The sequence below is a fragment of the Aeromonas veronii genome (genome assembly GCF_040215105.1).
Classification (GTDB): Bacteria; Pseudomonadota; Gammaproteobacteria; order Enterobacterales; family Aeromonadaceae; genus Aeromonas; species Aeromonas veronii_G.
Map to the genome: position 1 here is coordinate 3,337,375 of NZ_CP157875.1, position 18,114 is coordinate 3,355,488.

General features: G+C 60.8%; 17 protein-coding genes and 1 tRNA gene. 8 read left to right on the forward strand and 10 right to left on the reverse strand.

Features of this window, described 5'->3' with window-relative positions; translation table 11 throughout:
* Positions 1–15 precede the first annotated feature (15 nt).
* Positions 16–1,455, reverse strand: a complete 1,440-nt coding sequence (locus tag ABNP46_RS15315; protein ID WP_349918948.1) for an alanine/glycine:cation symporter family protein — start codon at positions 1,453–1,455, stop codon at positions 16–18.
* Positions 1,456–2,182: 727 nt separating this feature from the next.
* On the opposite strand from ABNP46_RS15315, the gene tal reads away from it, so the two are divergent.
* Together tal and ABNP46_RS15325 are read left to right on the forward strand one after the other, a co-directional pair.
* Positions 2,183–3,133 carry a transaldolase gene (tal, locus tag ABNP46_RS15320; protein WP_349918950.1) on the forward strand — a complete coding sequence of 317 codons (951 nt, stop codon included), beginning with the start codon at positions 2,183–2,185 and terminating at the stop codon, positions 3,131–3,133.
* 233 nt (positions 3,134–3,366) lie between these two features.
* A complete protein-coding gene (locus tag ABNP46_RS15325; RefSeq protein ID WP_349918952.1) occupies positions 3,367–3,546 on the forward strand; it encodes a DUF3545 family protein in 180 nt (59 codons plus the stop codon).
* A gap of 73 nt (positions 3,547–3,619) precedes the next feature.
* Here ABNP46_RS15325 and ABNP46_RS15330 read toward each other — a convergent pair whose 3' ends face one another.
* Positions 3,620–4,168 (reverse strand): hemerythrin domain-containing protein, encoded by a 549-nt coding sequence (locus tag ABNP46_RS15330; RefSeq protein ID WP_349918954.1) that lies wholly within the window; start codon positions 4,166–4,168, stop codon positions 3,620–3,622.
* 182 nt (positions 4,169–4,350) lie between these two features.
* The gene (ung, locus tag ABNP46_RS15335) at positions 4,351–5,034 is read right to left on the reverse strand and encodes a uracil-DNA glycosylase (RefSeq protein ID WP_349918956.1); all 684 of its coding nucleotides are present in this window, start codon (positions 5,032–5,034) and stop codon (positions 4,351–4,353) included.
* 621 nt (positions 5,035–5,655) lie between these two features.
* On the opposite strand from ung, the gene grcA reads away from it, so the two are divergent.
* A complete protein-coding gene (gene grcA / locus ABNP46_RS15340) occupies positions 5,656–6,036 on the forward strand; it encodes an autonomous glycyl radical cofactor GrcA (RefSeq protein ID WP_349918957.1) in 381 nt (126 codons plus the stop codon).
* Between the two features lie 95 nt (positions 6,037–6,131).
* On the opposite strand, the gene ABNP46_RS15345 is transcribed toward grcA, so the two are convergent.
* From ABNP46_RS15345 to hemA, 7 genes are all read right to left on the reverse strand, one after another.
* The gene (locus ABNP46_RS15345; protein ID WP_349918959.1) at positions 6,132–7,427 is read right to left on the reverse strand and encodes a dicarboxylate/amino acid:cation symporter; all 1,296 of its coding nucleotides are present in this window, start codon (positions 7,425–7,427) and stop codon (positions 6,132–6,134) included.
* A 307-nt stretch (positions 7,428–7,734) separates the two neighbouring features.
* Positions 7,735–8,589, reverse strand: coding sequence for a 3-deoxy-8-phosphooctulonate synthase (kdsA, locus tag ABNP46_RS15350; protein WP_349918961.1), 855 nt, complete (start codon positions 8,587–8,589; stop codon positions 7,735–7,737).
* Positions 8,590–8,653: 64 nt separating this feature from the next.
* A complete protein-coding gene (locus tag ABNP46_RS15355) occupies positions 8,654–9,454 on the reverse strand; it encodes a SirB1 family protein (protein ID WP_349918962.1) in 801 nt (266 codons plus the stop codon).
* An 11-nt stretch (positions 9,455–9,465) separates the two neighbouring features.
* On the reverse strand, positions 9,466–9,849 hold the full coding sequence (locus tag ABNP46_RS15360) for a SirB2 family protein (protein WP_349918964.1): 384 nt from the start codon (positions 9,847–9,849) through the stop codon (positions 9,466–9,468).
* On the reverse strand, positions 9,849–10,718 hold the full coding sequence (gene prmC / locus ABNP46_RS15365) for a peptide chain release factor N(5)-glutamine methyltransferase (protein ID WP_349918966.1): 870 nt from the start codon (positions 10,716–10,718) through the stop codon (positions 9,849–9,851). The genes ABNP46_RS15360 and prmC overlap by 1 nt, the downstream gene beginning before the upstream one ends.
* Complete coding sequence (gene prfA, locus ABNP46_RS15370; RefSeq protein ID WP_349918968.1) at positions 10,718–11,806, reverse strand: peptide chain release factor 1; 1,089 nt, start codon at positions 11,804–11,806, stop codon at positions 10,718–10,720. Before prfA ends, prmC begins: the two co-directional genes overlap by 1 nt.
* Before the next feature lie 51 nt (positions 11,807–11,857).
* The gene (hemA, locus tag ABNP46_RS15375) at positions 11,858–13,117 is read right to left on the reverse strand and encodes a glutamyl-tRNA reductase (RefSeq protein ID WP_349918969.1); all 1,260 of its coding nucleotides are present in this window, start codon (positions 13,115–13,117) and stop codon (positions 11,858–11,860) included.
* Positions 13,118–13,236: 119 nt separating this feature from the next.
* Between hemA and lolB the strand changes: the two genes are divergently transcribed.
* The 5 genes from lolB to ABNP46_RS15400 all read left to right on the forward strand — a co-directional run bounded on the left by lolB (position 13,237) and on the right by ABNP46_RS15400 (position 18,026).
* Entirely contained in the window at positions 13,237–13,821 is a 585-nt protein-coding gene (gene lolB, locus ABNP46_RS15380; protein ID WP_349922511.1) for a lipoprotein insertase outer membrane protein LolB, read from the forward strand.
* A complete protein-coding gene (gene ispE / locus ABNP46_RS15385) occupies positions 13,818–14,708 on the forward strand; it encodes a 4-(cytidine 5'-diphospho)-2-C-methyl-D-erythritol kinase (RefSeq protein WP_434476154.1) in 891 nt (296 codons plus the stop codon). The genes lolB and ispE overlap by 4 nt, the downstream gene beginning before the upstream one ends.
* Positions 14,688–14,762, forward strand: a tRNA-Gln gene (locus tag ABNP46_RS15390). The genes ispE and ABNP46_RS15390 overlap by 21 nt, the downstream gene beginning before the upstream one ends.
* A 237-nt stretch (positions 14,763–14,999) precedes the next feature.
* Entirely contained in the window at positions 15,000–15,947 is a 948-nt protein-coding gene (locus ABNP46_RS15395; RefSeq protein WP_349918973.1) for a ribose-phosphate pyrophosphokinase, read from the forward strand.
* Between the two features lie 90 nt (positions 15,948–16,037).
* Positions 16,038–18,026 carry a bifunctional metallophosphatase/5'-nucleotidase gene (locus ABNP46_RS15400; protein WP_349918975.1) on the forward strand — a complete coding sequence of 663 codons (1,989 nt, stop codon included), beginning with the start codon at positions 16,038–16,040 and terminating at the stop codon, positions 18,024–18,026.
* The last annotated feature ends 88 nt before the right edge of the window (positions 18,027–18,114 follow it).

Genomic DNA, 18,114 nt, shown 5'->3' on the forward strand with positions numbered 1-18,114 from the left:
TGAACGGCGCGGCACTCAGGCCTGCTTGTTCTTGGGAGGATTGTCCCAGATCCCCTCTTCCAGCTGGCTGCGCAGCTCGGGGTACTTGTTGGCATCGAAGGTCGGCAACCGGCCCAGCTTGAGCTGATCGTTGTAATCCTTGGCCAGCTTGATGGCGACCCCGGAGAGCAGCAGTATGGCCACCAGGTTGACGATGGCCATCATCCCCATGGAAACGTCCGCCAGCGCCCACACGGTCGGCAGCTCGCCCACGGAACCGAACATCACCATGCCCAGCACGAACATGCGGAACAGCATCAGGCCGCCCTTGTGGTTGTGCTCGAGGAACACCAGATTGGTCTCGGCGTAGGAGTAGTTCGCGACGATGGAGGTGAAGGCGAAGAAGAAGATGGCCGCGGCGATGAAGATGTTGCCACCGCCCCCGATCTGGGAGGAGAGCGCACGCTGGGTCAGCTCGACCCCGGTCACCCCGGAGCCCGGTTCAAACTGGCCGGACATCAGGATGATGGCTGCGGTACAGGTACAGATGACGATGGTATCGAGGAAGACCCCCAGCATCTGCACATAACCCTGGGAGGCCGGGTGCGGCGGATAGGGAGTGGCGGTAGCGGCAGCGTTCGGCGCCGAGCCCATGCCCGCCTCGTTGGAGAAGAGACCGCGCTTGATGCCGTTGATCATCGCCTGGGAGATCGCATACCCCATGGCGCCAGACCCCGCCTGCTCGATGCCAAATGCCGACTTGATGATGAGGGCGAACACATGGGGCAGCTCGGTGATGTTCATCACCACCACGAACAGCGCCATCAGGATGTAGGCCATCGCCATGAAGGGCACCACCAGCTCGGCGAAGCGGGCGATGCCGCGAATGCCGCCGAAGATGATGAGACCGGAGAGGACCACCAGGGTCAGACCGCTCACCCAGTCGGGAATGCCGAAGGCCACGTTCATGGCCAGGCTGATGGAATTGGCCTGCACCGCGTTGAACACCAGACCGAACGCCAGCAACAGACAGAGGGAGAAAACCACCCCCATCCAGCGCATGCCAAGGCCGCGCTCCATGTAGTAGGCCGGGCCGCCACGGTAGTTGCCGTCCTCATCCTTGACCTTGTAGAGCTGGGCCAGGGTGCTCTCGACAAAGGCCGTTGCCATGCCGATGAAAGCGATCAGCCACATCCAGAAGATGGCGCCAGGGCCACCCAGATAGATGGCGACGGCCACACCAGCCAGGTTGCCGGTGCCGACCCGTGCCGCCAGACTGGTGCACAGGGCCTGGAAGGAGGAGATGCCGGCCTTGTCGGATTTACGGCTGTTGCGCAGTACCGAGAACATGTGGCCGAAGTGGCGAACCTGGATAAACCCCAGGCGGAAAGTGAAAAAGATCCCGACCCCGATGAGCAGGTAGATGAGCACGGCTCCCCACATCAGGTCGTTAATCATTGCGATCAAGGTGTCCATAATTCTCTCGTTGTTGTTATCACATCCATGGTCAGTCTGCGCTGACCGCTCTCTGTCTATGTTGGAATTAGCTTTTCGCTAAAGGGGCGGAATCTAGCATAGGGAGACGGTTCGGAATAGTGATTCAGTTCACTACAAAGACAAAAAACGAACGATTTGACCCAATAAAGCTTCATTTAGCACGCAAATTTTCAACAAATTTTGGTGTGCAATTCATCCATCGACAAGTTAGCGCCAAAAGGATACCTGTCGCAATTCCCCCTTGGGGAGAGACGCACTGAGCTGAGCTGCGGTGGGCGGGAGACAAGCGTTTACCTGCAGGGAGGCGGGCCAAACCGGCTGTAACGCAAAACGTTTTACACGTAATAAAATTTCAAGTGGTTGATGAAAGTATTTATGTGACCGACTTAACAGATTTGATAATCAACCAAAAAATTTGTATTTATTCAGCCTGCAACCCGCCAGGATGAAATTCGTTAAAACCACCATTAATCAGATGGTTAGCACTCATCTTCGACCTCGCTTGCCACAACTGCGCGAGAAGCATACACCCCCCCCTATTGCAGGATGCGCCACATCCGTATTAATTAGGCAGGCAATGGCGATGGGCCCTGTCCATCGTGCTTTTCTGAGCCTGAGCCGTCGATATCCTGTAATTTAATTTCAGAGCTGCCGTCTCACGCCCGCCACCCCGGGATCGCTCCCGCATAAAGAGATGATATTTGCTATGGCCGATAAATTGACCCAGCTGAAAGCCCTGACCACGGTAGTTGCCGACACCGGCGACATCGAAGCCATCAAGCGCTACCAGCCCATCGATGCCACCACCAACCCCTCCCTGGTGTTGAAGGCATCCGAGATCCCCGAGTATGCGGCACTGATCGACGACGCCATCAGCTGGGCCAAATCCCAGAGCCAGGACAAGGCACAGCAAATCATCGACGCGGGCGACAAGCTGGCGGTCAACATCGGTCTGGAAGTGCTAAAAATCGTACCGGGTCGCATCTCCACCGAAGTGGATGCCCGTCTCTCCTTCGATACCCAGGCCAGCATCGCCAAGGCCCGCAAGCTGATCCGCCTCTACAACGAAGCCGGCATCAGCAATGATCGCATCCTGATCAAGCTGGCCTCCACCTGGGAAGGGATCCGCGCCGCCGAGGTGCTGGAGAAAGAAGGCATCCAATGCAACCTGACCCTGCTGTTCTCCTTCGCCCAGGCCCGTGCCTGTGCCGAAGCCGGCGCCTTCCTGATCTCCCCCTTCGTCGGTCGCATCCTCGACTGGTACAAGGCCAAGCACAACCGTGACTACACCGCGAGCGAAGATCCGGGCGTGGTTTCCGTCACCGCCATCTACGACTACTACAAACAGCACGACTACCCGACCGTGGTGATGGGTGCGAGCTTCCGCAACACCGGCGAGATCCTCGAGCTGGCTGGTTGCGATCGCCTGACCATTGGCCCGGCCCTGCTGGAAGAGCTGAGCAAGGCCGAAGGCACCGTGGTTCGCAAGCTGAACTACACCGGTGAGCGCAAGGCCAAACCGACCCCCATGACCGAAGCCGAATTCCGCTGGGAGCTGAACCAGGACGCCATGGCGGTCGAGAAGCTGGGTGAAGGCATCCGCATGTTCGCCGTCGATCAGGGCAAGCTGGAAACCATGCTGGCCGGTCGTCTGTAAGGAGGAGCGCGTCCCCCGCTCGTCGCCAGGTCGCTGTTTTCACACCGAAAAACAGGAGCGATCCCCTCGACGACTGACGCCGCATCCCCCCGAAAAAAACCGGGCTCCCGCAAGGGCTGCCCGGTTTTTTTATGGGCCTTATTCAGTTGTCACAAGGTCGTCACAAAAACGTTTTATTTTCAATGTCACCGTGTTATACGGATGGTGACAACCATAAAACCAAGGAGGGAGCCATGGACATGTTCAACTTCGATTTTGACGAGGTCGTTGAGCTGGGTTCACGTAGCCGCGGGACATCGGGAAAAAAACGCAAATGGCGCGAGATCGAGGCGCTCAAAGACAAGCACCGCCTGCAAAAGGAGTTGCAGTCCATCGATATCGCCTATGAAGGTTCGGACGATCTGGAGCTCTGAGCCACGCGCAGCCAGCGAGACCCCATAACAAAACGCCCCGCAACAGTCGGGGCGTTGTCGTTTCTGTCGGGGCTCAGGATGAGAGCGGCTGGGAGAGCTGCTTGGCCAGGGCCTGGAAGTGCTGGCTCACTTCGGCCCCGAACAGGGGGTCATGGTCCGCTTTGTTGTGCCAAAGCTGCTCCAGGTGGCGCCAGTCATCCTCGGTCAGGGAGCTGCGCAGGTGAGGGAAGATAACCCCCTCCTCATAGTTCATGTGCGCCTCCTGCTGATCGATGAACTGCTCCAGGCGGGTAGTAAACTGATCCAGCGGGATGACCGCATCCATCAGGATCATCTCCACCATCTCTTTTAGCTCGGTGCCCGCCTCCATCAGCCTGGCGTGCTCCTCATGCAGGCGGTTCGCCACCTCCCCCTCCACCACCCTGTACTTCAGGTAGTAGTCGTAAATCATGTCCTCCTTGGGGTGATGGACCTTGTCAGACACCTCTCGCAGATAGTCCACCACATCCCGGATCAGGAAGTAGCTGACGGGCTGCTCGCCGCGAATGGCGACAAGCTTGTACTTGAGCAGCTGCAGCAGCTTGGCGATGTTGAGGTGATCCTTGTGCAAACTGGATAACATGGGCACTCCTTGCGCTCGGTAGATGAAGGTTCTTGCTCGAGTATACGGTCATTTATTGCGCCAACTTTGCACTCAATCAAATCTGGCGCAGACAATTCCCCTCGTTGACCCGACCTCACACCAGGCATCTAGCCACCCAGTCAGCCAAGCCGCCGGCCATCGTCACAGACCCGTGGCCATCCTCAACCGGCGCTGGGCGCCGAGCAGACCGAGAGCCAGTCGATGGGCGCCTTGCCCTGCGCATCCAGCAGGCGGTTGGTCTCGGAGAAGTGGCCGCAGCCGATGAAGCCGCGATGGGCGGAGAGCGGGCTCGGGTGCGGCGCACTCAGCACGTGGTGGCGCTGCCTGTCGATGAAGCGCCCCTTCTTCTGGGCATGGGATCCCCACAGCAGGAAGACCACCCCCTGGCAGCTGGCGTTGACCTGCTCGATGACTCTGTCGGTGAAGGTCTCCCAGCCCAGATGTGCATGGGAGTGGGCCATGCCGGCCTGCACCGTCAGCACGGTGTTGAGCAGCAGGACGCCCTGTGTGGCCCAGGACTCCAGGAAGCCGTGGTTGGGCGTGACAAATCCTGGCAGATCCCGCTGCATCTCCTTGTAGATGTTGACCAGAGAGGGGGGCGTGCGCACCCCGGGCAGCACGGAGAAGCAGAGGCCGTGGGCCTGGTTCGGGCCGTGATAGGGATCCTGACCCAAAATCACCACCTTGACCTGGTCCAGCTCGGTCAGCTTGAAGGCGTTGAATACCTCGGTAGCGGGGGGATAAATCACCTTGCCCGCCTCCCGCTCACTCCTGACGCTCGCCAGGGTCGCCTTGAAATAGTCTTGCTCCTTCTCGGATCCAATCACATCAGTCCAGGTCTGCACGCAACTCTCCTCTTCAATACCCCAAATACCCGGTCCAGGGCGCCCCGTGCACACACGCAGGCCCCGGACGCAAACGAGGGGCCCAGAATAGGGGGCAAGGAGTGCGGACGCAACCGTGGCCGGACAACACAGGCCCCGCCCAGACAGGGATCCGCCTCTCTTTCGCCCCAAAATCCATCCAGTTAAACGATAGACAAGAAGAGATACCATCTTTTATATCGATAGATTTTGGCCCGAATAGGCCCTGTCATCCCTGCGCCCTGACCACCTTGGCCACGTGTTTGCCCGATGGGGCGCCATCCCGGCAACAAAAAACCCGAAAAGATGTAGTTAAATTACTAGATTTGAGAAATATAAAATGCATAATCCATATATCTTACGAAATCATAAAAATGATATATTTTTGATTAAACTCAATTATTTAATGTCATTCACACGGCGCTATTCACGTATTTTTTGATTTAGATCAATTTTCGTATTATTACCTCCGTGGTATATATGACCCCAACGAAGTAAAGGTGTAAGGCAAGCCCCCTTTAAATCATCCCGCTGCCGAGGTGGTTTAAAAACATCAGGGGTATCTCCTTACCATTGAAACCCCTTCCTATGAGGAGTCATACCATGATCAAGGGCATCCAAATCACCCAGTCCGCCAACGCCGCTCTGCTGAACTCTTTCTGGCTGCTGGACGAAGAGAAGCAACAGGCCCGTTGCATCTGCGCCAAGGGCGACAGCTTCACCGCCGACCAGGAAGTGTCCCTGTCTGACCTGGGTCAATTCGAATACCGTGAACTGCCGGTGCAGACCGAACCCGTGGTGGAAGGTGGCCAGCACCTGAACGTCAACGTGCTGCGCCGCGAAACCCTGGAAGATGCCATCGCCAACCCGGAAAAATACCCGCAGCTGACCATCCGCGTCTCCGGCTATGCAGTGCGCTTCAACGCCCTGACCCCGGAACAGCAGCGTGACGTGGTCACCCGTACCTTCACCCAGAGCCTGTAATAGCCTCTGCGGTCAAGTGACCATGAAAAACGGCCCATCAGGGCCGTTTTTTTATGGGCGATCCACACCCGTTTCGATAAAGCCCCTCGTCGCCCCTAGGCTTGCCGATCGAGCATTGGGGTAGCGGCCGGTACCGCAGCAGGCTTGGCCAGCGCCGCCTGCATCTGCCCCTCGTCCAGCTGATCGCAATAGCGAGCCACCACCAGGGTTGCCACCCCGTTGCCAATGAGGTTGGTCAGGGCCCGCGCCTCCGACATGAAGCGATCTATCCCGAGGATCAGCGCCAGCCCGGCCAACGGCAGATGCCCCACCGCCGAGATGGTCGCCGCCAGCACGATGAAGCCGCTGCCGGTAACCCCGGCCGCCCCCTTGGAGGAGATGAGCAGCACCACCAGCAGGGTGATCTGGTGGAACAGATCCAGCGGGGTATTGGTTGCCTGGGCGATGAACACCGCCGCCATGGTCAAATAGATGGAGGTGCCGTCCAGGTTGAAGGAGTAACCGGTCGGGATCACCAGGCCCACCACCGACTTCTTGCAGCCGAGCGCCTCCATCTTCACCAGCATGCGTGGCAGCACGGATTCCGACGAGGAGGTGCCGAGCACGATCAGCAACTCTTCCCGGATATAGGCGATAAAACGCAAGATGCTGAAACCATTGGCTTTGGCAATGCTGCCGAGCACCAGGAAAATAAACAGCAAACAGGTCAGATAGAAACTCGCTATCAATTGTCCCAATTGAACCAGAGAGCCGATGCCATATTTCCCTATGGTAAATGCCATGGCGCCAAATGCTCCCACCGGTGCCAATTTCATGATCATGTTGATGATCCCGAAAATAACCTGGGAGAAACTGTCCACCATATTGAAAATCAGTTTTCCCTTCTCGCCGATATGGTGCAAAGAGAAGCCAAACAGCACCGCAAATAACAGCACCTGCAGAATATTGCCGCTGGCGAAGGCACCGATCACGCTGGCGGGGATCACGTCCAGCAGGAAGGGAATGATGCCCTGCGACTTCGCCTGCTCCGCATAGGCCGAGATGGCGCTGGCATCCAGGGACGTCGGATCCACGTTCATGCCGGCCCCGGGCTGCAGCAGATTCACCACGCACAGGCCGATGACCAGCGCCAGGGTGCTCACCACCTCGAAATAGACCAGGGCGATGGCCCCGGTCTTGCCGACCGCCTTCATGCTCTCCATGCCGGCGATCCCGGTCACCACGGTGCAGAAAATCACCGGGGCGATGATCATCTTGATTAATTTCACGAAGCCATCGCCAAGGGGTTTCATATCGGCGCCCAGGCTCGGGTAGAAGTGTCCCAGCAATACTCCGACGGTGATGGCCAATATCACCTGAAAGTAGAGGCTGCTTAATATTTTCTTGTGCATGCTCAACGTCCTGTTAATTAATTGACACGGGCGATGGCAAAAAACGCGTGCAAGGATCCGGGGCGAGGTAATTAATACCTCTCGCCCGTTTCATGCCATTTCGCCATTCCAACGGCGGCACTTTCACACGTTATAAGAAGCAGTTTCGGGACATCAATCACACAATATATTTAACATCATTAACACCACGGAAACACATAAGTGTCTGGTCAATGATTTATTTGAGACCTTAATGAGGATGTTTTTGATATGACGCGGATATAAAAATGCCCCGCATGGCGGGGCATTTGTCGGCAAGGCGTGCGCGTCAGGCTGAGGTATCCAGCGGCTCGAACCCCTTGACCAGATCGTCGATGGCCTTCATCTGCTTGAGGAAGCCTTCCAGCTTGTCCAGCGGCAGGGCGCTCGGGCCATCGCAGCGGGCGCTCTTCGGATCCGGGTGGGATTCGATGAACAGGCCAGCCAGGCCGACGGCCATGCCGGCACGGGCCAGCTCGGTCACCTGATCACGACGGCCACCGGAGGCGGCACCCAGCGGATCCCGGCACTGCAGGGAGTGGGTCACATCGAAGATGACGGGGTAGCCACCCGTGGTCTTCTTCATCACCCCGAGGCCCAGCATGTCCACTACCAGGTTGTCGTAGCCGAAGTTGGCGCCGCGCTCGCACAGGATCAGGCGATCGTTGCCGCACTCCTCGAACTTGTCGGTGATGTTCTTCATCTGGCTCGGGCTCAGGAACTGCGGCTTCTTGATGTTGATGACGTTGCCGGTGCGGGCCATGGCCTCCACCAGATCGGTCTGGCGCGCCAGGAAGGCGGGCAGCTGGATGACATCCACCACCTCGGCGACCGGCTTGGCCTGATGCACTTCGTGCAGATCCGAGATGACCGGCATGCCGAAGGTGGCTTTCAGCTCCTGGAAGATCTTCATCCCCTCCTCCAGACCCGGGCCGCGGTAGGAGTGGATGGAGGAGCGGTTCGCCTTGTCCCAGCTCGCCTTGAACACGAAGGGAATGCCTAGCTTGGTGGTCACCTCGACATACTTCTCGCACACGGCCATCGCCATGTCGCGGGACTCCAGCACATTCATGCCGCCAAACAGCACGAACGGCTTGTCATTGGCCACGTCGATGTCGTTGACCTTGATATTTTTCTGTTCCATCTCAGGCTTCCTTAGGTGAAGAGGCATGGTGTATGAGTGCTTCTGTTTCAGTTGCCAAGCGCGCTCAATGGAGGGGCTTGGGGCTCAGATCCAGGGCGGCCAGCTGTGTCTTCAACACGTCGGCCACGGGATCGTCCGGGCATTGTTCAATAAAGTATTCGAAATCGTCGGCGGCGAAACGGGGGCAGTCGAGCTGCTCGTAGATGAAACCCCGATCCCGCGTTTCCAGCGGATCACCCGGCTTCATGCGCAGCAGCAGCTCGCTGCAGCGCAGCGCCTCCGTCATCCGCTCCTCCCGCAGCAAGGCTCCCTTGCTGACGTTGAGCAGCCGCTCGATGATCTCCCACTGGCCGGAGGGTTGCAGCAGATCGTCGCTCAGGGTCGCGAGGTTGCCGAGGGCGCCGCGCAGCAGCAGCTCGATGCGATGCAGGCTCAGCTCATCGCCATTGAAGGGGTCCACATAGACCTCCCCTTCGCTGCCGGCAAAACTCACCAGGAAGTGGCCGGGGAAGCAGATCCCCTCCACATCCAGGCCAATCTTGCGACCCAGCTGGATGATGAGGATGCCCAGGCTCACCGGTATACCCTTGCGCCGCGCCAGTACCTTGGCGAGATCGCAGTTTTCGCTCGAGAAATAGTCCTGCCAGTCCCCCTGAAAGCCCAGGGTCTGGTAAAAACCGGCCAGCAGCTGGCGGCGCACCTCGTCGCAGTCCCCCGGGGCTATCGCCTCGTCGAGCCAGGCGTCGAGCCAGGCCAGCTGTGCCTCACCGTCCCGACGACCGCCCTGGATCTCGTCGCTGACGCACAGCGCCAGCTCGGCCAGATCATGGGCCTCGAAGTCGGTCCATTCATCCACACGCATCATCTTCGTCATTCCTAGCCGAACAGGCTGGCCTGTTTCAGGACAGCGAGCTTGGCGATAAAGAAGATCCACCCCAGGGCCCCCAGAAAGGCGAACCAGCGGATGGCGTTGCTGCGTGCCAGACGCAGCGCCATCATGGCCAGGAACGCCACCACCAGGACTGAGGTCAGCTTCTCGCTGAGCCAGGGGGTACCATTGTTGAGGGGATTGAGATCCAGCACCATGCACAACAGCACGCCAGAGAGCACCACCAGGCCGTTCAACCAGCCCGCAAGCTTCATGACCTGACCGCTGTAGGCACGGCCAGAGCCGGTCTGCACCCAGTAAAACCGCAGTATAAACATCAGCACCGCCGCCGCGATCAGCACCAGATGCAGATGTTTGAGCGCAAAATACATCACTTTTCCTTACCAATGTGTGAGTCGGGTGCCCCTTCACCGGGCCACTGCCCCAGGCTCACCCTGTCGTTATCCCCGTAATCCCGCACCGTGGCTACCTGCTGGTAGCCCTGTTGCAGCAGGAGTTGACGCACCGCGTTCCCCTGCTCCCAGCCGTGCTCCAGCAAGAGCCAGCCAGCGGGCAGCAGATGGGCCCTTGCCTGCGCCACGATGAGGCGAATATCCGCCAACCCCTGCTCGTCCGCCACCAGGGCGGAGCGGGGTTCGAAGCGTACGTCCCCTTCATCGAGATGGGGATCTGCCCCATCGATATAGGGGGGGTTGGAGACGATCATGGCAAAGTGCGGCGCCTCTTGCAGCGGCTCGAACCAGCTGCCGTCCCGCACCTGGATAGGCAGCCCCAGGGCCGCGCTGTTGTGGCGGGCCAGGGCCGCCGCCTCCGGCATCCTGTCCACCGCCCAGACATCGGCATCGGGCCGCTCTGACTTGAGCGCCAGGGCGATGGCGCCGGTGCCGGTGCCGAGATCCAGCACGGCGCAGGGGCCTGCCGGCAGGCGGGCCAGCGCCTGCTCCACCAGCACCTCGGTGTCCGGGCGCGGGATCAGGGTCGCCGGGCTCACTTTCAGCGGCAGGGACCAGAACTCCCGCTCGCCGACGAGATGGGCGATGGGTTCCCCGGCCAGGCGCCGTTCCAGCCAGCCTTGCAGGGTTGCCTGCTGATCGGCATCAAGCTCACGCTCCGGCCAGGTCATCAGGTAGCTGCGCCGGCACCCCAGCAGGTGGCAGAGCAGCGCATCGGCATCGGCGCGGGGGGATTCGCCCCCGGCCAATACCGTCATGATGTGGGTTCTCGCCTGCTGAATTTGCATCAGCTGTTGTCTGCCAGAGAGGCAAGCTGATCCGCTTGGTATTCCTGCACCAGTGGGGTGATGACACAATCCAGATCCCCCTCCAGGATCTCCCCAAGCCGGTACAAGGTCAGATTGATGCGGTGTTCGGAGAGACGTCCCTGGGGGTAGTTGTAGGTACGGATGCGCTCGGAGCGATCGCCGGAGCCCACCAGGTTGCGACGGGTGCTCTGCTCGGCGGCGCGGTGGCGCTCATCCTCGGCCGCCTGCAGACGGGCAGAGAGCACCGACATCGCCTTGGCGCGGTTCTTGTGCTGGGAGCGCTCGTCCTGGCACTCCACCACCAGCCCGGTGGGCAGGTGGGTGATGCGGATGGCGGAGTCGGTCTTGTTGACGTGCTGGCCACCGGCCCCGGAGGCGCGGAAGGTGTCGATCTTCAGCTCGGACGGATTGATTTCGATCTGCTCGGCTTCCGGCACTTCCGGCAGCACGGCGACAGTACAGGCGGAGGTGTGCACCCGGCCCTGGGATTCGGTTTCCGGCACCCGCTGCACCCGGTGACCGCCGGACTCGAACTTGAGGCGACCGTAGACGCGCTCGCCATCCACCTTGGCGATCACCTCCTTGTAGCCGCCGTGCTCGCCGTCGTTGCAGCTGACGATGGAGACGCGCCAGCCCTGGCGTTCGGCGTAGCGGGAATACATGCGGAACAAGTCCCCCGCGAAGATGGCCGCCTCGTCGCCACCGGCGCCGGCCCGGATCTCCAGATAACAGTTGTTGTCATCCTTGGGATCCTTGGGCAACAGCATCACCTGCAGTGCCTGCTCCTGCTCCTCGAAGGCGGCCTTGGCGAGCGGCAGCTCCTCCTGGGCCATCTCCCGCAGATCGGCGTCATCCTCCTCCAGCATCAGCTTGGTGGTCTCCAGATCCTCTTCGGCCTGGCGGAAGCGCTGGAAGGCGTGAACGATGTCTTCGAGCTGGGCATATTCCCGGGTCAGGGCACGGTATCTGTCCTGATCCGAGGCCACGCCGGGTTCGCCGAGCAGGGCCTGTACTTCTTCGTGGCGCTCGATGAGGCCTTCCAGCTTTCTGATCAATGACGGATTCATAAATCTCGGTTTCTCGATGGAGGACGGGACGGCCGGCTGGCCAGCCCGCAACTATGACTCTTGTGACAATCCCAGCACCTGACGCAGCTGGGACAGCTTGTGGACATCCCCCTGGGCGGCTGCCTGGCGCAGGGCCTGGGTCGGGGCGTGGATCAACTTGTTGGTGAGGCGGTGCGCCATGGCCTTGAGGGCCTGCTCGGCATTTTCACCTTGCTGCAGCGCCAGCAGGGCCCGTTGCAGCTCCTCGTCGGCCACCTGTTGGGACTGGTGGCGATAATCGCGGATGAGATCCACCGAGTGCAGGCTGCGATACCAGCCCATGAAGTCGTCACGCTCTTCCTGCACGATGAGCTCGGCCTCGGCGGCGGCCCGTTTGCGGGTCTCGAGGTTCTGCTCGATGATCCCCTGCAGGTCGTCCACCGTGTAGAGATAGGCATCCGGCAGCTCGTCCACTTCCGCCTCGATATCCCGCGGCACGGCGATATCCACCAGGAACATGGGCTTGAAGCGGCGCGCCTTGAGGGCCCGCTCCACCATGCCCTTGCCGATGATGGGCAAGGGGCTGGCAGTGGAGCTGATGACGATGTCCGCCTCGTGCAGGTAGTCCGGGATCTCCTCCAGGGTCATCACCTGGGCACCGAACTCCTCAGCCAGCAGCTGGGCCCGCTGCAGGGTGCGGTTCGCCACCATCATCTGGGTGACGTTCTGCTCGCGCAGATGGCGGGCCACCAGTTCAATGGTCTCCCCCGCCCCCACCAGCAGCACCTTGGTCTGGGAAAGATCGGAGAAGATGCGCCGTCCCAGACTCACGGCGGCGAAGGCCACCGACACGGCGCTGGCGCCGATCTCGGTATCGGTGCGTACCCGTTTGGCCACGGAGAAGGATTTCTGGAACAGTCGCTCCAGCGAACCTTTAACCGCCTCGGCTTGCTGGGCATGGGCGTAGGACTGCTTGATCTGCCCCAGGATCTGGGGTTCCCCCAGCACCAGGGAGTCGAGGCCGCAGGCGACCCGCATCAGGTGACGTACCGCCTCCTCATCCTGGTGGCGGTAGATGGCGGAGACTACCTCGGCCGCATCCAGCTGGTGGAAGCGCTGCAACCAGTGCAGCACCTGCTCCCCCTCTCCCTGCTCCAGGCTGCAATAGAGCTCGGTGCGATTGCAGGTGGAGACGATCACCGCCTCGCTGACGCCGGGTTGATCCACCAGCTCACGCAGGGCGCGATCGATGCAGTCCGGGCCAAAGGCGACCCGCTCCCGCAAGGCGACACTGGCGGTGTTGTGGTTGATTCCGAGGGCAAGCAGACTCATGAGTGGGTGGCGATCATTTCGTGCACAGGGTGTAAAGGCCGTCAATTGTACGAGAAAGGGTAAGTCTTTAAAAGCGATACGGCCGCCCCTTATACTGTGGCAAATTCCTTGTCCGGAGCCTGACCTTGTTCTTGCGCATCTTCTCTCTCGCCTGCCTGCTGGTGCTGGCTGGCTGTACCACCACCTCCCCCCAGCGGGATCAGGTCAACTGGCAGCAGGAGCGGGCCCGCCTCGAGCGCCTCGATCACTGGCAGCTGTCTGGCAAGATGGCCATCATCACCCCCCAGCAGAAAGGCAGCGCCCGCCTCAACTGGCAGCAGAATGGGGACGACTATCGCCTCAATCTCAGCAGCATTATCGGCACCCATATCCTGGAGCTCTCCCGCACCCGGGGCGAGGTGACCCTCATCGACAACGACGGCAAGACTCATCGCAGCGAGGATGCCGAGGCGCTTGTCTACCAGCTCACCGGCTGGAACATCCCGGTGAAAGGGCTGCCCGAATGGATCAAGGGGCTGCCCGGTCAGGCCGAGTTTGAACTCAACCCCGACGCCAGCCTGGCCTCGGTGCGGGACGGCCAGTGGCAGATCGTCTACGGCGACTATCGGGATCAGGCCGGCTATCGCCTGCCCCACCTGCTGACCATGACCGGTCAGGGCAGCCGCCTCAAGCTGCAGATCAACCAATGGAATCTGGTGCCATGATGGAGCAACCATCCCGACACCAGGCCATCCGCTGGCCCGCTCCCGCCAAGCTGAATCTCTTCCTGCACGTCAATGGTCGCCGCGCTGACGGTTATCACGAGCTGCAGACCCTGTTTATCTTCCTCAGTCACGGCGACTGGCTTACGTTCGAGCCCCTCGAGGGCACCAGTCTGCTCACCCTGAGCCCCGCCATCCCGGGGGTGCCCGATGAGCAGAACCTCATCATCCGTGCCGCCCGCCTGCTGCAGGCGCGGTTGCAAAGTCCGCAAGGGGCCCATATCCGGCTGGAGAAGGTGCTGCCCATGGGGGGCGGCATCGGCGGCGGCTCGTCGGATGCGGCCACCACCCTGGCGGCCCTGAATCATCTCTGGCAGGCTGGTTTGAGCGAAGATGAACTGGCGGAGCTTGGCGTGCAGCTCGGTGCCGACGTACCGGTGTTCGTGCGTGGACGAGCGGCCTTCGCGGAGGGGGTGGGTGAGCGACTGCAACCGGTCGAGGTGCCGAGCGCCTGGTATCTGGTGCTCAAACCCGATTGCCATGTGGCGACGGCCGCCGTGTTCCAGGATCCGGACCTGCCGAGAAATACCCCCAAGATGGCATTGCACAACCTGCTGGACGGGGAGTGGAAAAACGATTGCGAGTCACTGGTGAAAAAGCGCCACCCCGAGGTTGCCAATGCGCTCGGCTGGTTGCTAGAATACGCGCCGTCAAGAATGACGGGCACTGGAGCCTGCGTCTTTGCTCAATTTGAAGACGAAAAGGCTGCTCGGAAGGTGTTGGCAAAGGTGCCGGAAGGCTGGGATGGGTTTGTCGCCAAGGGCGAGAACATATCACCACTCTTCGCCACTTTGCAACAAGTCAGTGATTGGGGTATCGCCAAGCGGTAAGGCAGCGGGTTTTGATCTCGCCATCCCTAGGTTCGAATCCTAGTACCCCAGCCATTCTCTTGGTGAATGAGACAGGCAATCGATGACGGTCCGGGAAGTGTGAAGAGTGCATTCTCGTCAAACGCCCCGTTTTCGCCTCGATGACCTCCCATCACCGATAGCTGACTGCAATCCCGACCGCTGACAACCTGTGGTGACCTCGCCCGTCATCGCTATGAATCGTTTGCCAAAGAACGATATGGGTCCAAACAGACCCTCCACAAACTGGATGCAACCCCGAGGTTTCAAACCGTGCCTGACATGAAGCTGTTTGCTGGTAACGCAACGCCGGAACTAGCCCAGAAGATCGCAGATCGCCTGTTTATCAAACTCGGCAACGCTGCCGTAGGTCGCTTTAGCGACGGTGAGATCAGCGTACAGATCAACGAGAATGTACGTGGTGGCGATATCTTCATCATTCAATCCACCTGTGCCCCGACCAATGACAATCTGATGGAATTGATCGTCATGGTGGATGCACTGCGTCGTGCTTCAGCTGGCCGTATCACTGCCGTTATCCCCTACTTTGGTTATGCCCGTCAGGACCGCCGCGTCCGTTCCGCCCGTGTACCCATCACCGCCAAGGTTGTCGCCGACTTCCTCTCCAGCGTGGGTGTGGACCGTGTGCTGACCGTTGACCTGCATGCCGAGCAGATCCAGGGCTTCTTCGATGTCCCGGTAGACAACGTGTTCGGCAGCCCCGTGCTGCTCGAAGACATGATGTCCAAGAATCTCGAATCCCCCGTGGTTGTATCGCCGGACATCGGCGGCGTGGTGCGTGCCCGTGCCATCGCCAAGCTGCTGGATGACACCGACATCGCCATCATCGACAAGCGTCGTCCCCGCCCGAACGTCTCCCAGGTCATGCACCTGATCGGTGACGTGGCCGGTCGCGACTGCATCATCGTCGATGACATGATCGATACCGGTGGCACCCTGTGCAAGGCGGCCGAAGCGCTGAAAGAGCGTGGCGCCAAGCGTGTGTTCGCCTATGCGACCCACCCGGTCTTCTCCGGCTCCGCCGTGGAAAACATCAAGAATTCGGTCATCGATGAGCTGATCATCACCGACTCCATCCCGCTCACCGCCGAGATGAAAGCCGTCGGCAAGGTCAAGCAACTGACCCTGTCCACCGTGCTGGCCGAAGCCATTCGCCGTATCAGCAACGAGGAGTCCATCTCTGCCATGTTTGAGCATTGATAGACCCCGTTGTGACAAAAACCGCCAACTGGCGGTTTTTGTCTTTTTAGCTCCCCGGTATTGCCCTGCCCCGCAGGTTAAGGATTGTCCATGAAGTGCCCCCGTCTCCTGTTCGTTTTCCCGCTCTGCGCCCTGCTCTCCGCCTGCCTGTCCGACAAGGAGAGCACGCTCTTCTCTCTCACCCTGGCGCACATGAACGACACCCACTCCCAGTTCGATCCGGTCAATGCCGAGTTCAAGGGGGCCATCTTCGGCAAGTCAGCCGAGGAGGCCACCCTCTATACCCGCATCGGCGGCTACCCGCGCCTGCTCACCATGGCCAAGGCCTACCAGGCCGAGGCACTGGCCAAGAATGAACCCCTGTTGCTGCTGCACGGCGGCGACGCCTGGCAGGGCAGCGGCTACTTCAAACTCAACGAGGGGATGGCGAACGCCGAGCTGCTGAGCCAGTTCGGCCTCGATGCCATGGCCCTTGGCAACCACGAGTTCGATCTCGACAACCAGAAGCTGGCCCGCTTCATTCAGGGGGTCAACTTCCCGGTGCTGGCCGCCAACCTGGATGCCAGCGATGACGAGGATCTCGCCCGGGCCGACAACCTCAAGCCCTTCGTGGTCTATGCCTTTGAAGGCCATCAGAAGAGCCCGGTCCCGGATCTCGACCACCTGCCCCAGGGCAAGCAGCTGGTCGCCGTCATGGGGCTGGTACTGGAAGACATGGCCAACATCTCCCCCAACGTCGGCAATCTCCATTTTCGCAAGGAGGTCGAGGCGGCTCAGGCCACGGTGGATCTGCTGCAAGCCAGGGGGATCCACCAGATCGTCGCCCTGACCCACATCGGCAATGCCCGGGATCTGGCGCTCGCCGCCGAGGTGAACGGGTTGGACGCCATCGTCGGCGGCCACTCCCACAGTCTGCTCGGCGACTTCACCAACATCGGCTGGGGCAACACCGGGGAATACGCGGCCCTGGTCACCAACCCGGACGGGGTCGGCCTCACCTGCGTGGTGCAGGCAGGCTCCTACGCCCAGGCCATCGGTCTGGCCCGCATCAGCTTCGACGGTCAGGGCCGGGTGATCGGCTGCCAGGGTCAGAACCAGCTGCTGGCGAGTCGCGACTTCTTCGCAGATCCCGCTCGCCAACAGCCACTCGACAAGAAGCGCGGCCAGCAGGCGAGCAAGTTTATCGACGCCCAGCCCAACCTGGTGGCGGTGGACGAGGATCCGCGCCTGCGCGGCCTCATCGACAGCCACTTCAAACCGGCCCTGGACAAGGCGTTTGGCCCCGTCATCGCCACCCTGCCGGCGGCGCTGCAAAATGCCCGTCGCCCCGGTGACAACGGCAGCGATCGCCACGGCTCGGACGTCGCCTCCCTGGTGGCCGAGGGGCAATACTATTGGGCCAACACCCCGGCGGTGCAGGCCCTGACCGGCGGCCCGGTGGATTTCGCCCTGCTGGCGGTGGGGGGCGTGCGCGCCGACCTGCCCGCCGGTGAGCTGCGGCAAGGGGATCCCGCCCTCACCCTGCTGCCGTTCAAGAACCCCCTCAGTGTGCTGACCCTCTCTGGCGCCGACGTGCGGGCCCTCTTGACCGAGACCATCACCGCCACCCTGGCCCCCAGCGCCCACGCCGGCAAGTTCCCCTATGGCGGGCACCTGCGCTACACCTTCACCGAAACGGTGGCGGGCAAACAAGGCAATCTGACCCAGCTGCAATGGCAGGGCGTCGATGGCCAGTGGCAGGATGTCGTGGATAGCCAGCGCTACAAGGTGGTGACCAATGCCTACAGCGCCAATGGCAACGACGGCTGGCAGGCCCTGGCTCGCGCCCAGGCGCAGCAGGCCGAGCGGGTGGACATTGCCTGGGTCGATGGCAAGCTCACCGCCTTCCCCGTGCAGCGCGTGGAGCAAACGGGCTCCCAGCTCAGTGCCCGCTACGGCGAGGGGCAGGATTTGGATTGCAAGGCCAGCAACGTGGATTGCGGCACGGATGCGGCCTCCTTCGTGCAATACGTGAAGGCGCAGCGGCCGACCCTGACGGCGCTCGGCGAGGAGACGGTCACCCTGCTGCGAGCCCGGTGATGTCTCAAAGGCGCCAAGCGACACGGGCCCGGCAGGGCCCGTTTGCCAGCAGCTTCGTCCTAAATCCCCCGCAAGTCCGCACTTTGGT

Bases quoted from the DNA above. Each gene is read 5' to 3' on its own strand.
- ABNP46_RS15315 (WP_349918948.1), bottom strand. From the start codon at position 1,455: ATGGACACCTTGATCGCAATGATTAACGACCTGATGTGGGGAGCCGTG.
- tal (WP_349918950.1), top strand. From the start codon at position 2,183: ATGGCCGATAAATTGACCCAGCTGAAAGCCCTGACCACGGTAGTTGCC.
- ABNP46_RS15325 (WP_349918952.1), top strand. From the start codon at position 3,367: ATGGACATGTTCAACTTCGATTTTGACGAGGTCGTTGAGCTGGGTTCA.
- ABNP46_RS15330 (WP_349918954.1), bottom strand. From the start codon at position 4,168: ATGTTATCCAGTTTGCACAAGGATCACCTCAACATCGCCAAGCTGCTG.
- grcA (WP_349918957.1), top strand. From the start codon at position 5,656: ATGATCAAGGGCATCCAAATCACCCAGTCCGCCAACGCCGCTCTGCTG.
- ABNP46_RS15345 (WP_349918959.1), bottom strand. From the start codon at position 7,427: ATGCACAAGAAAATATTAAGCAGCCTCTACTTTCAGGTGATATTGGCC.
- kdsA (WP_349918961.1), bottom strand. From the start codon at position 8,589: ATGGAACAGAAAAATATCAAGGTCAACGACATCGACGTGGCCAATGAC.
- ABNP46_RS15355 (WP_349918962.1), bottom strand. From the start codon at position 9,454: ATGATGCGTGTGGATGAATGGACCGACTTCGAGGCCCATGATCTGGCC.
- ABNP46_RS15360 (WP_349918964.1), bottom strand. From the start codon at position 9,849: ATGTATTTTGCGCTCAAACATCTGCATCTGGTGCTGATCGCGGCGGCG.
- prmC (WP_349918966.1), bottom strand. From the start codon at position 10,718: ATGCAAATTCAGCAGGCGAGAACCCACATCATGACGGTATTGGCCGGG.
- prfA (WP_349918968.1), bottom strand. From the start codon at position 11,806: ATGAATCCGTCATTGATCAGAAAGCTGGAAGGCCTCATCGAGCGCCAC.
- hemA (WP_349918969.1), bottom strand. From the start codon at position 13,117: ATGAGTCTGCTTGCCCTCGGAATCAACCACAACACCGCCAGTGTCGCC.
- ispE (WP_434476154.1), top strand. From the start codon at position 13,818: ATGATGGAGCAACCATCCCGACACCAGGCCATCCGCTGGCCCGCTCCC.
- ABNP46_RS15400 (WP_349918975.1), top strand. From the start codon at position 16,038: ATGAAGTGCCCCCGTCTCCTGTTCGTTTTCCCGCTCTGCGCCCTGCTC.